The sequence below is a fragment of the Prochlorococcus marinus str. MIT 9211 genome (assembly GCF_000018585.1).
Classification (GTDB): Bacteria; Cyanobacteriota; Cyanobacteriia; order PCC-6307; family Cyanobiaceae; genus Prochlorococcus_D; species Prochlorococcus_D marinus_B.
Window position 1 is genome coordinate 1147316 of the sequence record NC_009976.1, and the last position, 14087, is coordinate 1161402.

At 37.3% G+C, this 14087-nt stretch carries 13 protein-coding genes and 1 tRNA gene; 10 read left to right on the forward strand and 4 right to left on the reverse strand.

All coding sequences use genetic code 11. The annotated features are described in order from the left end of the window. Positions 1-66: 66 nt before the first annotated feature. From P9211_RS06185 to P9211_RS06205, 5 genes are all read left to right on the forward strand, one after another. Positions 67-1545 carry an AAA family ATPase gene (locus tag P9211_RS06185; RefSeq protein WP_012195826.1) on the forward strand — a complete coding sequence of 493 codons (1479 nt, stop codon included), beginning with the start codon at positions 67-69 and terminating at the stop codon, positions 1543-1545. Between the two features lie 7 nt (positions 1546-1552). Continuing rightward, a complete protein-coding gene (gene serS, locus P9211_RS06190; RefSeq protein WP_041391567.1) occupies positions 1553-2836 on the forward strand; it encodes a serine--tRNA ligase in 1284 nt (427 codons plus the stop codon). Positions 2837-2841: 5 nt separating this feature from the next. Beyond that, the gene (gene rseP, locus P9211_RS06195; protein WP_012195828.1) at positions 2842-3939 is read left to right on the forward strand and encodes an RIP metalloprotease RseP; all 1098 of its coding nucleotides are present in this window, start codon (positions 2842-2844) and stop codon (positions 3937-3939) included. A 74-nt stretch (positions 3940-4013) separates the two neighbouring features. Next, positions 4014-4316 (forward strand): 30S ribosomal protein S14, encoded by a 303-nt coding sequence (rpsN, locus tag P9211_RS06200; RefSeq protein ID WP_012195829.1) that lies wholly within the window; start codon positions 4014-4016, stop codon positions 4314-4316. A gap of 191 nt (positions 4317-4507) precedes the next feature. Beyond that, complete coding sequence (locus P9211_RS06205; protein WP_012195830.1) at positions 4508-6676, forward strand: polyribonucleotide nucleotidyltransferase; 2169 nt, start codon at positions 4508-4510, stop codon at positions 6674-6676. A 14-nt stretch (positions 6677-6690) separates the two neighbouring features. On the opposite strand, the gene P9211_RS06210 is transcribed toward P9211_RS06205, so the two are convergent. After that, positions 6691-7608, reverse strand: coding sequence for a 3'(2'),5'-bisphosphate nucleotidase CysQ family protein (locus tag P9211_RS06210; protein WP_041391160.1), 918 nt, complete (start codon positions 7606-7608; stop codon positions 6691-6693). Between P9211_RS06210 and rsmI the strand changes: the two genes are divergently transcribed. Continuing rightward, a complete protein-coding gene (gene rsmI / locus P9211_RS06215; protein WP_012195832.1) occupies positions 7607-8527 on the forward strand; it encodes a 16S rRNA (cytidine(1402)-2'-O)-methyltransferase in 921 nt (306 codons plus the stop codon). The genes P9211_RS06210 and rsmI overlap by 2 nt on opposite strands. Before the next feature lie 27 nt (positions 8528-8554). Continuing rightward, entirely contained in the window at positions 8555-8791 is a 237-nt protein-coding gene (locus tag P9211_RS06220; RefSeq protein ID WP_012195833.1) for a hypothetical protein, read from the forward strand. Here the strand turns inward: P9211_RS06220 and P9211_RS06225 are convergent. Then, positions 8788-9522, reverse strand: a complete 735-nt coding sequence (locus tag P9211_RS06225) for a hypothetical protein (RefSeq protein ID WP_012195834.1) — start codon at positions 9520-9522, stop codon at positions 8788-8790. The genes P9211_RS06220 and P9211_RS06225 overlap by 4 nt on opposite strands. 66 nt (positions 9523-9588) lie before the next feature. Here P9211_RS06225 and P9211_RS06230 point away from each other — a divergent pair. Continuing rightward, positions 9589-9662: transfer RNA gene (locus tag P9211_RS06230), tRNA-Arg, on the forward strand. A gap of 250 nt (positions 9663-9912) precedes the next feature. On the opposite strand, the gene galE is transcribed toward P9211_RS06230, so the two are convergent. Then, a complete protein-coding gene (gene galE / locus P9211_RS06235) occupies positions 9913-10980 on the reverse strand; it encodes a UDP-glucose 4-epimerase GalE (protein WP_012195835.1) in 1068 nt (355 codons plus the stop codon). Between the two features lie 72 nt (positions 10981-11052). Further along, complete coding sequence (locus P9211_RS06240) at positions 11053-12090, reverse strand: NAD-dependent epimerase (protein ID WP_012195836.1); 1038 nt, start codon at positions 12088-12090, stop codon at positions 11053-11055. Between the two features lie 274 nt (positions 12091-12364). On the opposite strand from P9211_RS06240, the gene P9211_RS06245 reads away from it, so the two are divergent. Together P9211_RS06245 and P9211_RS06250 are read left to right on the forward strand one after the other, a co-directional pair. After that, the gene (locus P9211_RS06245) at positions 12365-13015 is read left to right on the forward strand and encodes an HAD family hydrolase (protein WP_012195837.1); all 651 of its coding nucleotides are present in this window, start codon (positions 12365-12367) and stop codon (positions 13013-13015) included. Further along, on the forward strand, positions 13012-14070 hold the full coding sequence (locus P9211_RS06250) for a type I glyceraldehyde-3-phosphate dehydrogenase (protein WP_012195838.1): 1059 nt from the start codon (positions 13012-13014) through the stop codon (positions 14068-14070). Before P9211_RS06245 ends, P9211_RS06250 begins: the two co-directional genes overlap by 4 nt. The last annotated feature ends 17 nt before the right edge of the window (positions 14071-14087 follow it).

Below are 14087 nucleotides of genomic sequence, written 5' to 3' on the forward strand. Positions count from 1 at the left end.
TTATAAAGCGTATTTTTTTAGTGTTAATTATTAAATAATTTGATATATATGATAGCTATTTGATTTATGCAGAACTGGAATGACCATTTTGATTTATTGATTAAATCTAAAACTCCATTAATTTTTGTTCGAAGTGGAGAAGAAGAAAGAGTTGAGTCTTTATTAGTCGAAGCAACAAAAAGACTCAATTCGAGACGCCTAGCAACTTGGGATTATATAGAAGGTTTAAGAGGAGTACTTAATTCAAAGGGTTTAGGTGCAAGACAGCCTATGGAAGTATTGCAATGGTTAAAAAATCTCGACACTGCATCACCAACAATTCTTCTTGCTAAAGACTTCCATCGATTTGCAGAAGATGCTGGTGTATCAAGAATGCTAAGAAACTTATCTGCTGATTTAAGAAGCACAAAACATACTCTTGTGCTAACTGCAGGAGATTGGAATCCACCTAATGATTTGGAAGAGTCAATGACAATATTAGACCTCCCTTTACCTAAAGAAAATGAATTAAAAAGGCTTCTTAGAAACATAGCCCAAGCAAGTGAATCTCTACTGTCTGAGGATGTCCTAGAAGAATTAACCCACGCCTGTAGCGGCTTAAGCGAAATAAGAGTACGTCAAGTCGCTGCCAGAGCACTTGCCCAAAGAGGAAAATTAAGTAGGGAAGATCTAGAAGAAGTTTTAGCAGAAAAGCGTCAGGCTATTGCTAGAAGTGAAGTACTTGAATACTGCGAAACTTCAGCAACACCATCAGACATTGGGGGGCTAGATGCATTAAAAAACTGGCTTAACCAACGTCATGCAGCTTTTTCGGATGAAGCACGTAATTTCGGACTACCTTTGCCACGCGGAGTGCTTTTAATAGGACCTCAAGGAACAGGAAAATCTTTAACCGCAAAGGCAATTGCTCATAGCTGGTCAATGCCCCTCCTTCGCCTTGATGTAGGCCGTCTATTTGCTGGTTTAGTTGGTGCAAGTGAAGCAAGAACAAGAGAGACTATCCGACGAGCAGAAGCAATGGCACCATGTGTTTTATGGATTGATGAGATTGATAAGGGTTTTGGAGGTGATGCAAGAAGCGATGGAGGAACAAGTCAGCGAGTTTTAGCAAATGTTCTTACATGGATGGCAGAAAAGACTTCTGCCGTTTTTGTAGTTGCTACAGCAAATGGTGTTGATCGATTACCAGGAGAACTATTAAGAAAAGGAAGATTTGATGAGATATTTTTACTTGACCTACCAACCACACAAGAGCGCCTAAGCATTCTCAACTTACATTTGAACCAAAGACGACCTGACTTGGAAATACCACTTCAGTCAATTGTTAGTCGCACAGATGGCTTTTCAGGTGCAGAGCTTGAGCAAACCGTTATTGAAGCTATGCATCTTGCTTTCGCAGAAAGGAGAGAATTAGAGGAAACGGATCTAATTCTTGCAGCATCACAGCTTGTACCTTTATCAAGAACCGCGAAAGAACAACTTGACTTTCTAAAAGAATGGGCATCTAGTGGCCGAGCTAGGCCAGCATCAATTAAGCTTGGTTAAAAAAATAGTGCTTGACCAGCGCCTTATCAGGGAAAATCCCAAACTAATTATCGAGGGCTTACAAACTCGGGGAATACAAGTTGATCTTGGAGATTTACAGCTAGATATTGAAAAGCTAAAGCAAATAGAGCAACAAAGGAATCTTCTTCAGGCTGAAGGTAATGAGATAGGGAAAGAAGTTGGTCAAAAAATCAGAAGTGGTCTTGACCCAAGTTCTCCAGAAATAGAATTACTTCGCAGCAGTGGTAATACGGTCAAAAAGAAAGTTAATGAATTAGAAGAGCTTGAGAAGGCTATCTCAGAAAAAATTACTGAAGAAATTCTTCATTTACCAAATATTCCTGACAAAGAGTGTCCTATAGGTAAAAACGAAACGGACAATGTAGAAGTTCGTTCTTGGGGCGAACCTTTAGAAAGTAAAGCCTATAAAGAACATTGGGAAATTGCAGAAGAGCTTCAACTTTTAGATACTCAAAGGTCAGTAAAAATAGCTAAAAGTAGATTTGTCACTCTATTAAATCAAGGGGCCCGCCTTGAAAGGGCATTGATTAATTTCATGCTAGATATGCATTCAAAAAAAGGATATTTAGAAGTTCTTCCGCCGGTTTTAGTAAATACAGCCAGCCTGACTGCATCTGGACAATTACCAAAATTCTCTGAGGAAAGCTTTAGATGTGCTGAAGATGATCTCTGGCTCACTCCAACTGCTGAAGTTCCTCTAACTTCATTACATAGAGGTGAAATAATTCCATCTGAAGAATTACCAATTAAATACGTTGCTTACACCCCTTGTTTCAGAAGAGAAGCTGGTAGTTATGGTAGAGATACAAGAGGGTTAATAAGACTTCATCAATTCAATAAAGTCGAGCTCTTTTGGTTTGTACATCCTGAGAAATCACCAGCTGCTCATGAACAAATAACAAAAGACGCAGAGTCTATTCTTCAAGCTTTAGAACTACCTTATCGAGTCCTAGAGCTATGCACGGGAGATCTTGGATTCTCAGCATCACGAACATATGACTTAGAAGTTTGGCTCCCAGGAGCCAATGCTTACAGGGAAATCTCAAGCTCTAGTATCTGTAATGATTTCCAAGCAAGAAGATCTTCAATTAGAACAAAAGAAGGCAAAAAAAGTCGACTGGTCCATACTCTTAACGCTAGTGGTCTTGCGATAGGAAGAACAATGGCTGCAATATTAGAAAATGGCCAAAACCTGGATGGGACAGTCAGTATCCCAGATGCACTCGTACCATATTTTGGCAAAAATAAGATTCAACCCGAAGCCAAATAAATACTATGACTTTTTTTAATGTGATTGCTTCCATTGCCGTCTTAGCGCTTCTAATTTTTTTCCATGAAGCAGGGCATTTTCTTGCAGCCACATTGCAAGGCATTCGAGTCAGTGGATTTTCAATTGGCTTTGGTCCTGCACTTTTAGAAAAAGAATTTAAAGGTGTCACTTACTCAATAAGAGCATTCCCTTTAGGAGGGTTTGTATCCTTTCCTGATGATGACAATGAAAAAGAAAAGATTTCTCTAGACGATCCTGATCTATTAAGTAATAGGCCAATTTATCAAAGATTATTGGTTATTTCAGCTGGTGTTATTGCCAATCTATTAGTTGCATGGATTGCATTATTTAGCCAAGCAACTTTTATAGGCCTGCCAAATCAGCCTGATCCTGGTGTTCTTATTATTGGAGTACAAGATCAAGAAGCTGCTTACCAAGCAGGCCTAGAAATAGGCGATAAAGTCTTAAGCATTGACGGCATCAAACTAGGTTCAGGCCAAGAAGCTGTTCAATCTTTAGTTGACAAAATTAAAGCTTCTCCAGGTAAATCAATAGAACTTGATAAAGCAAATAGTAAAGGTAACTTTACTATCACCATCACTCCTTCAGATTATTTTGGCAACGGCAGAGTAGGTGCACAATTACAACAAAATACTGTTGTTTCTTCAAGGCCTGCAAAGGGAATATTAGAAATTATTGTTCATTCTAATTCTCAATTTACAGATTTATTAATTCGAACTGTTAAAGGGTATCAAGGACTGTTTACAGATTTCGCCTCAACATCAAAGCAAATTAGCGGACCAGTTAAAATTGTTGAATTAGGGGCCCAAATGTCAGGGCAAGGGGTATCTGGATTAATATTTTTTGCTTCTCTAGTTTCAATAAATCTTGCCGTTTTAAATTCCTTACCCTTGCCGGTCCTTGATGGAGGTCAATTTGCATTAATTCTTATAGAGGCGGTAAGAGGAAAGCCAGTTCCAGAAAAAATTCAACTCGCTTTTATGCAATCAGGCTTTCTTCTTCTAATAGGACTAAGCATTGTGCTTATTATTCGCGATACAAGTCAATTATCAATACTTCAACAATTAGCAAGTAATCACTAGTTAGACATTCTGCTCGCTTTAAACAACCCAAAGGAGTAAAGTCTCTAAAGAAATTGCAGATCAACTCCTATTTCATGGCAAAGAAATCGATGATTGCCCGCGACGTCAAGCGAAAGAAACTCGTTGAGCGCTATGCAACTAAGAGGAAAAAACTATTAGATGAGTTTAATTCTGCAAAAGATCCTATGGAGCGGCTTGAGATTCATAGAAAGATTCAAGCTCTACCAAGGAATAGTGCACCTTCAAGGATGAGAAATCGTTGTTGGGCAACTGGCAAGCCAAGAGGTGTATATCGCGATTTTGGCCTGTGCAGAAATCAACTTCGTGAAAGAGCTCATAAAGGTGAATTACCAGGAGTTGTTAAATCAAGCTGGTAAAAACAAAACTCAAGAAATTAACACCAAAAAAAAATCAGCGCCTAATAAACCAAGAAGCCAATCTATCAAAGGGATCTTGAGCAAAAGGAGAACCTATACAACAATTTAGAAAGACGAGCAAATGAAGTTTTCTACTAAATAAGTACCTATCAAGTGCAAGAATGTTAAAAGATAAAAAGACATAAGCAAACGTGCAAGGTCAGACAACAACGGTCTCCTTTGATGGTCGGGAAATACGGCTAACTACAGGACGATATGCTCCACAAGCTGGTGGTTCAGTACTTATTGAATGCGGTGATACCGCAGTCTTAGTTACAGCAACTCAGTCTCCAGGTCGAGAAGGCGCCGACTTCCTTCCACTAATCTGTGATTACGAAGAAAGACTTTATGCAGCCGGAAGAATACCTGGCAGCTTTATGAGGCGGGAGGGGAGGCCTCCAGAGAGAGCTACTTTAATTTCACGACTAATTGATCGCCCATTAAGGCCTCTTTTCCCAAGTTGGATGAGAGACGATATTCAAGTTGTTGCGACTTGTCTTTCATTAGATGAAAGAGTCCCTAGTGACGTACTTGCTGTAACCGCTTCATCAATGGCCACTCTGCTTGCAGAGATACCGTTTTACGGACCAATGGCTGCAGTAAGAGTTGGCTTGCTTGGAGATGACTTTGTTTTAAACCCAAGCTTTAGGGAAATAGAGCGTGGCGATCTTGATCTAGTAGTTGCTGGAACTCCAGATGGAGTAGTGATGATAGAAGCAGGGGCCAATCAACTTTCCGAACAAGACGTTATTGAAGCGGTAGATTTTGGGTATGAAGCAGTCACAGAATTAATTAAAGCTCAGCAATCGATTCTCAAAGAATCTGGAATAGATCACAAAAAGCCAGATGAACAAGAGATCGATGAAACACTGCCTAATTATTTAGACAAGAATGGCAGAAAGCCAATAGGTGAATTACTCAAAAAGTTTGAACTCACAAAAAAAGAACGAGATTTAAAACTTGAAGAAATCAAAACTAACTTAGGTGAGAAAATAGATTCTTTAAAAGAAGACAATGCTGTAAAGAAAGCTATTTCCTCAAACCCAAAACTACTTACCACCAGCTTTAAATCCCTCACTAAGAAACTTATGAGGGAGCAAATAATTAAAGATGGTAAGCGTGTGGACGGTAGGGCTTTAGACGAAGTAAGAAAAATCGAAGCTGCCGCTGGCATTCTTCCAAAAAGAGTTCATGGTTCAGGACTATTTCAAAGAGGTCTTACCCAAGTGCTATCAACAGCAACATTAGGTACACCAAGTGATGCTCAAGAGATGGATGATCTAAACCCTAGCTCTGATAAAACCTATATTCATCATTACAACTTTCCACCTTATTCAGTTGGGGAGACACGACCAATGAGGACCCCAGGCCGAAGAGAAGTTGGCCATGGGGCATTAGCAGAAAGAGCTCTTATACCAGTATTACCTCCAAAAGAGTCTTTCCCTTATGTCCTGAGGGTGGTTAGCGAAGTACTCAGTTCCAATGGTTCAACTTCTATGGGTTCAGTTTGTGGAAGTACTATTGCCCTTTTAGATGCAGGCGTTCCATTGAAAGCTCCTGTAAGTGGAGCAGCAATGGGTCTAATTAAAGAAGGTAAAGAAATAAGGATACTCACAGATATTCAAGGGATTGAAGACTTCCTTGGTGATATGGACTTCAAAGTCGCTGGGACAGAAAAAGGAATTACTGCTCTTCAAATGGATATGAAAGTAACTGGGTTAGAAGTAAAAACAATTGCAGATGCCATAAATCAAGCCAAGCCTGCAAGGACACATATCCTTGAAAAAATGAATGAGACTATTGACAAGCCTAGAGAAACACTTTCTCCTCATGCACCTAGACTTCTAAGCTTCAGAATTGATCCAGAGCTTATTGGTACTGTTATTGGTCCTGGTGGTAGAACTATTAAAGGGATAACTGAAAGAACAAATACAAAGATAGATATTGAAGATGGAGGAATAGTTACCATTGCTTCTCATGATGGTGTCGCAGCGGAAGAAGCCCAGAAGATTATTGAAGGGTTAACCAGAAAAGTACATGAAGGAGAGATCTTTACAGGTTCAATAACTCGCATTATCCCAATAGGAGCATTTGTTGAAATTCTTCCTGGCAAAGAAGGAATGATACATATCTCTCAATTATCAGAAGCTAGAGTAGAGAAAGTTGAGGATGTAGTAAAAGTCGGCGATGAGGTCACAGTAAGAGTTAGAGAAATTGATAATAGAGGTAGAATTAATCTTACTTTGCGAGGAGTTTCTCAGAATAACAATGACATGAATTACCCTCAACCAACCCCTACTCCAGTAGCACCATTAAATTAATAGGTTTATCTAATTTAAATTTCAAAAAAAGGGTCTAATTTTTTTATTTCATCTTCAGCTAGTTTACATATAAGGTCATGGTTTTTACCATGGCTAACAATCAAGCATCCTCGTTGCTCATAGTTATCTTTGTTGTATGAAAGGGGTCTACCATCGGCGTGTGTAAATCCTCCTCCTGCAGCCCTTAGGACTGCCTCAGGTGCTGCCATATCCCAATCTTTAGGAGCTGTTTTGCCTGACAAAGATATATAGAAATCTGCTTCTCCTCTAAGTATGGTCCCTACTTTGCATCCAACACTTCCAATACCTTTAGTCTCTCCAGGAGAGATCCTTTCCATTAATTGAGACAGTGTTTTATCTCTATGACTTTTACTTGCTACAAGAATCATTTCCGAAATTTGCGTTCTATTACTAAATTTCACATTCCTTTTTTCTCCCAACCGATTCTCACACCACGCGCCTTCCCCTAAAACTCCGAACCATAATTCTTCCTTCTCTGGAATCAAAACGACCCCCATTTTTAAATGATGATCATTCACAAGTGCCAAATGCACGGCGTATTCTCCCGTTCCTTTAATAAAATCCTTAGTCCCGTCAAGAGGGTCTAAGATCCAGATCCAACCATTACAAGCTGAAAGTCCTTCAACAAATTCTTCTTTTGCATTCTCTTCACTCAATAACTTCCAAGTTGCAGTAGGAAACTTAGAGTTAATACCATCAAGCAACCAACTATTAACGGCCAAGTCAGCTGCAGAGACCGGTCCTCCAGGATTATCTTCGATCTCCAATTCCATTGGAAAACCATAAGGAGGCTTACTTCCCCTGGCATATGCCATCAAAATATCAGCAGCTCCCCAACTCAAACTTCTAAGACCTTCTAATAGATCTTCAAGATTGACCCCATTCGGAAGAAAACAATCAGTAGAACTCATGGATTTTTTAGAAAACGAAGCTTTAGGAAAATCGAGCGAACCAACCTCAGGGAATCTATACATTATTGGAACACCTATAGGAAATCTTGGAGATTTATCTCCAAGAGCAAAATCTATACTTCAAAAAGTCTCACTTATAGCTTGTGAAGACACGCGTCATAGTGGGCAGCTTCTAAAAAAGTTAGGAATTAAAAATAATCTTATAAGTTTTCACAAGCACAACACTCAAAGCAGACTCCCGAAGCTATTGAAATGCCTAAAAGAGGGACAAAATATTGGATTGATTAGTGATGCTGGACTTCCGGGCATTAGCGACCCTGGCGAGGAGCTTGTTAAAGCGGCTAAAGAAGCCGGTTATTCAGCGATTTGCATACCGGGTCCCTGTGCAATAACTACAGCGTTAGTCAGTAGTGGCTTACCTTCGCAAAAGTTTTGCTTCGAGGGATTTCTTCCATCAAAGACAAAAGATCGCAACAAAGCTCTTTCTTCTATTGCAAATGAAGAAAGAACAACTGTTATTTATGAATCTCCTAAAAAGTTAATAAAGCTATTAGAACAACTATATGAATTATGCGGAGAAGACAGGCCGGTTCAAGTCGCCCGAGAATTGACCAAAAAATATGAGGAGCATATTGGTCCAACTCTTGGAGAAGTACTAAAACATTTCAAAGAAAATAAGCCTAAAGGTGAATGCACAATTGTCTTGGGAGGCACTGAAAAGTATAAAAAGAAAATAGCCAATCAAAGCCAAACTGAGTTGCTTAAAAAGATGGAAGCTATAATCAAAACAGGTGCAAGCGCAAATTTTGCTGCTAAACAAATCTCAAATGAAACTAAATTATCAAAAAGGTTTCTTTATGAATTACTTCACAATAAATCCAATCTTGATAGTCAAATAGACACTAAAGAGGCAAAATGAATATCTATACTGTTGCTTAAGTATTAAATGCTAAAAAAACTTCTTCTAGTTTTTTTTACTTTTGCTAACGCAAGTTTAATTCTTCTTGTTCTTTGCTTAGGTACTCAAAACCTTAATAGCAGAAAATCACTAAACCTAGGCTTTTCTTCAACATCTTCATATCCAACAGGATTTATTGTAGGTATGTCAATAACTTTAGGCTTTATTAGTGGTGGCTGCACAGCAGCTGTACTAACTTCTAATCAAAGAGAGTCTGATAATTAACTTATCTCCTTCTCTATAATATCAAGGGCTATTAAGCAATCATCAATTATTAATCTGGTAATTCCTTTAGACAGCAAAAAAGGGCACGACAGTTTAAAAACATCTGGGTTAGGGACCTTAAGAACTCTCTGATTTCTAGAGCAATTCCTCTTTGCAGAGCGCTGATTAGAAAAAAGCATTATTGCCAGCCTTTCCTGATCATGTTCTGGGAGAAAGCTCCATTGAGAGAATTCCTTTAAAGGTTTCGATTCCAATTCCACCTTCTTATCAACAAGCATATATACAGTTTCAGGCAAAAGTTCAACAGCAAAGGCTTTTGCAGCAACTTCCTTTTGTTCTTCCCAAGCAAATTCAGAAATCAATGGAATTACTTCTTGGAAGTTTTCCTTTGGGTCCTGATCATTGAACTCAGAATTTTCTTCCTCTTCGTCAAATACTTGAGAAAATTGATTATTCTCAAAGTCATCTTCTCTAACCAAGTTATTTCCTAAAGTTTCACTCTGATTTTCTTTGGAGAGATTCTCAGGAGCTTGGTCTTGATTTAAAGGATTAAACTTAGACCGTAATTTTTTTAAAGAAAGGTACTCTTGATCAGATAAACACCCTTTGACTGTTCTTGTTATTGTGCTTGGAGTACAATCATATTCTTTTGCGAGTTCCCCAAAAGGCATCCCCAAAAGAGCTTTTTTAACAATCTCCGATTTTTGATTTTTCGAAAGCTTCCTAGCCAAATCGATTAAATTGAAATTGGACTAAACATAGTTTGGCACCTTATCAATCACTAATATTGAAATACTGCTCCGTTAGCTCAGCTGGATAGAGCAACTGCCTTCTAAGCAGTGGGTCTCAGGTTCGAATCCTGAACGGAGCGTTTGAAAGCCTTTTTAAGGCTTTCAACAAAAGATTTCTTAAATCAGCGTGATGCATACAAAAACCTCACTTCCCAATAAATAAGAGATAAGAACACAACGCTCGCTACAGTGATCTCAAAAGGGATCATCAGAATCAACAGAGAACTTTTTTAATTTTGTATCTAATTACACAAGATTCAAGCTAGAAGTCTACTGGCTTAAGAAAAGTTTATCTATGAAGCATCATTTCACAAGAAATTCCTAAAAAAGCTAAATGGCTTTATTTAAATAGCCCTGGGGATTAAGCATTTGCCATTTCCAACCATCACGACATATATCTTCTAAGCTTCTTTTAGGATGCCAATTTAAAGTTTTAATTGCCAATTCATTATTTGCGACAGAGACAGGGACATCCCCCAATCGCCTATTGCAAAAAGTATAAGGTACTTTGCAGTCATTGACATTTATAAATGTATTAATAAGTTCAAGAACACTTGTACCTTTTCCTGTACCGATATTTAGATTAGTCAATATAGATTCATTATCTAATAAGTATTCCAATGCTGCATGGTGAGCTTCTGCTAAATCCATGACATGAATGTAATCACGAATTCCTGTCCCGTCAGGCGTCGGCCAGTCATTTCCAAAGATGTTTAATATATCCCTAGCCCCAACAGCAACTTGACTGATATAAGGGAACAAATTGTTTGGTTTACCTAATGGGGACTCTCCAATCTCTCCAGATTGGTGGGCACCAATTGGATTGAAGTAACGGAGATTTGCTATACGCCACTGTTGGTCAGTGTGTTGAAAAAGATCACTAAGTATTTGCTCAATAGCAGCCTTTGTTTGCCCATAAGGGTTTAAAGGGGCAATGTCAGAATCCTCTTTCAATAGTTCATCAGTTTTAGGAGCGTAAATTGTCGCACTACTGCTAAATACAATCGTTCTGCAACGGAATTCATCCATAACACGCAATAAGTTAATTGACCCGCCGACGTTGACATCCCAATAAAGCAAAGGATTCTCCACTGATTCCTCCACAGCTTTTAAACCAGCAAAATGTATGACTGCTTCAATAGGTTTCCCATTTAATTTCGACTCAAAGAATAATTTTTTCAGAAATTTATAGTCTCTAATATCACCTGAAATCTGCATTAATTGATTATTGGATATTTGATTATTCCTTTTATGCAAAATAATTACTTTTTTTATAGCAATAGGAGAGCTATTTACATATGAATCTAATACCAATAAATCATATCCATGGTCTAGGAGAGTTAAACATGTATGGCTACCTATAAAACCAGCCCCACCAGTAATCAAGATAGTTCTCATAATTTCACAAAAAAATTACTTTCTGAGATACAAGAGAGAAGATAAGTATCTTTAATATTAACTCATATTTATTCAGCATTTATAAAAGTCGCGATACCATTTTGTAAACATCTTGACTCCCTCTTCTATAGATGTTCTTGGCCTAAAATCTATCCACTTTTCAAGTAAATTTGTATCAGCAGCAGTTGCAACTACATCTCCAAGCTGCATAGGCAGCATATTTTTAATGGCCCTTATGCCTAAAGAGTCTTCTAATAATTCAATAAACCTTAAAAGCTCTATTGGCTCACTGTTTCCTATATTAAAAATGCGATGCGAAGCCAAAGAACTTGAAGGGTCAGGGTTCAATGAGTCGAAATTAGAATTCGGAGTAGCTGGCTTGTAACAACAACGAAGTAGCGACTCAGCTATATCATCTATATAAGTGAAATCCCTAAGCATCTCCCCTTGGTTATAAATGTTGATCGGCTTCCCAGAAAAAATTGCTTTAGCAAAAATCATTGGAGCCATGTCAGGTCTGCCCCATGGGCCATATACTGTGAAGAACCTTAAACCTGTGGCAGGAATTTTATAAAGATGACTATATGAATGAGCCATCAACTCATTAGATTTTTTTGTAGCTGCATAGAAACTTACAGGATGATTAACTGGCTGAGTTTCCACAAAAGGTAGATTCCTATTACCTCCATAAACAGAGCTGCTTGAAGCATATATCAAATTTTCAACGGAATGATGACGACAAAGTTCTAGAATATTGAAAAATCCAACCAAATTACTATTGAGATATGCAGATGGGTTTTCTATTGAATACCTAACTCCTGCCTGCGCTGCAAGGTTAACCACAACCGAAGGTGATTTTTCGAGAAATAGTTCCCTTAAAGAATCCATATCTTCTAAACCAATTTTGTAAAAAGCCCATTCACTTGAAGAAGGTTTTAATATTTTCTGAATCTCATCAAGTCTTGCTTGTTTTAAGCCAGGATCATAATAAGAATTTAAATCGTCTATACCAATTACTTTTTCTCCATTTTTAAGCAGCTTTTTTACTAAAGCTGCTCCAATAAATCCCGCTGCACCTGTAACTAAAAAAGGTCTTGAGAAAGAAGGCATTGATAGAGAAACTTTAGATAATTATACTTTCAAGAATAGATTATAACTACTACTTTAGTAAAAAATGGGTTGCTAAAGCTAAATTTGGCCTCGAAACATATTTAGGCTAGGCTAAAGTTAATTAAATAGCTTATTTACTATCTCACAAATAGTCGTATATTTAAACGACTTAAGGTTTTGTTTAATTATGAATAAACTCATATTTAAACTAACTTTATGTGTTTAGCAGATCAAAGAATACGATATATTGTGAATAGAGCGAGTTAATAAGAAGATGACTAAGAAATTCTCGGTTTCTAACTGTGCAAAGTTGTTTGTTGACTTTGATGGTGTATTGGTAGATTCAAATAGATTCAAGGAAGATGCAATACATCAGTCAATTAAAGAGGTTGCTGGCAACACAATTCTTGCTAAAGAAGCAATAGATTATTTCAATGAATATGCTGGTATCAGCAGAAAGGTGAAATTAAGAAAATATTTTAAGATGGGCGATGTTGATTTAATAATGCAAAGTTATGGGAAAAAGTGCAGAGAATTCTTCGTCAACTCTAAGTCAACAAGCGGTTCTATCGATTTCCTTAAAAGGGTCAAGGCGATTAAACCTTCCATAAAAGTATATATTTTAAGTGGTGGAGAAAAAGAAGAAATAAGATCTTTCATACTTAAGAATAAGATGGATAGTTACTTTAATGAATTGCTGTGTTCAGAAGAAAGCAAGTCTTATCACCTAAAAAGGTCTAAGGCCAATAGAGATGATATTTTTATAGGCGACAGCAAGAGTGATCTGAGCGTTGCTTTAAGTCATCCATTAAAGTTTATATATGTAGATGGTTTTGTTTCAGACCATTCCAGTCCAACAAAAGATCAATTCGATGCTATTAACATTACAGTTAAAAATCTAAGTGAACTAGAGCCAATAATATGAAGAATACAATTAAGGTTGGAATAAATGGACTAGGCCGAATAGGAAGGCAAATATTTCGCTTAGCAATTAAAGATCCTCAAATTGATATAATTGGAGTAAATGAACTTAATCCAGACATTAAGAATTGGGCTTATACATTAAATTACGATACAATTTATGGAAAATTAGACACCACAGTTACCACTAAAGAAAATAGATTAATAGTCAATGGTAATAGAATCAATACATCACACGAAGAGGACATAGACAAGGTTGATTGGGGAACATGGAATGTTGATATTGTTATAGATTGCACGGGGATACAAAAAAATGTAATCAATGCAAGAAAGCTACTAGAGCGAAATGATGCTAAGAAAGTTATAGTTACTCACTCACCTGATGAAGTTGACTTCACAATGGTAATGGGTGTAAATGATAATAAATACAATCATAAGACTGATCATTTAATATCATCTAGTATTTGTGATGCTACAGCTATTGGACCGGTTACTAAATTAATTAATGACAACTTTAGAATTGATTCTGGTTATGTAACAACACTACACCCATGGCTTAGTTATCAAAACCTTATGGATGGACCATCAAGTTCATGGGCAGTTGCAGGAGAAATTTTCCATCATTATGCACTTGGAAGGTCTGCAATAGGGAACATGATCCCAAAGCCTACATCGGCAATGGATGCAGTCTTTAAAGTTATTCCTTCCCTTAGCTCAAAATCTATTGGCTCACTATCTTACCGGACACCAACTCAAATAATAGGATCTGCAGATATAACATATATAGTTAATTCTAAGGTAAGTAAAGATAACCTAATAAAACTTTTTAAATGTTATGAAGAGAATCAAAGCAATCCAATAATTAAAATGTCAAATGAACCTCTTGTATCATTAGATTATATTGGAGAAGATTATTCTGCGATTATAGACACACGGTGGTTAGATGTAATAGGCGAAAATCTTATTAAGGTTGTTCTTTGGTATGATAATGAATATGGTTACTCTTGTAAGGTGATGTGTCAAGTAAAGCATATTGCTAGTTTCTTTAATAGTATATAAGGAATAAATAATTATCT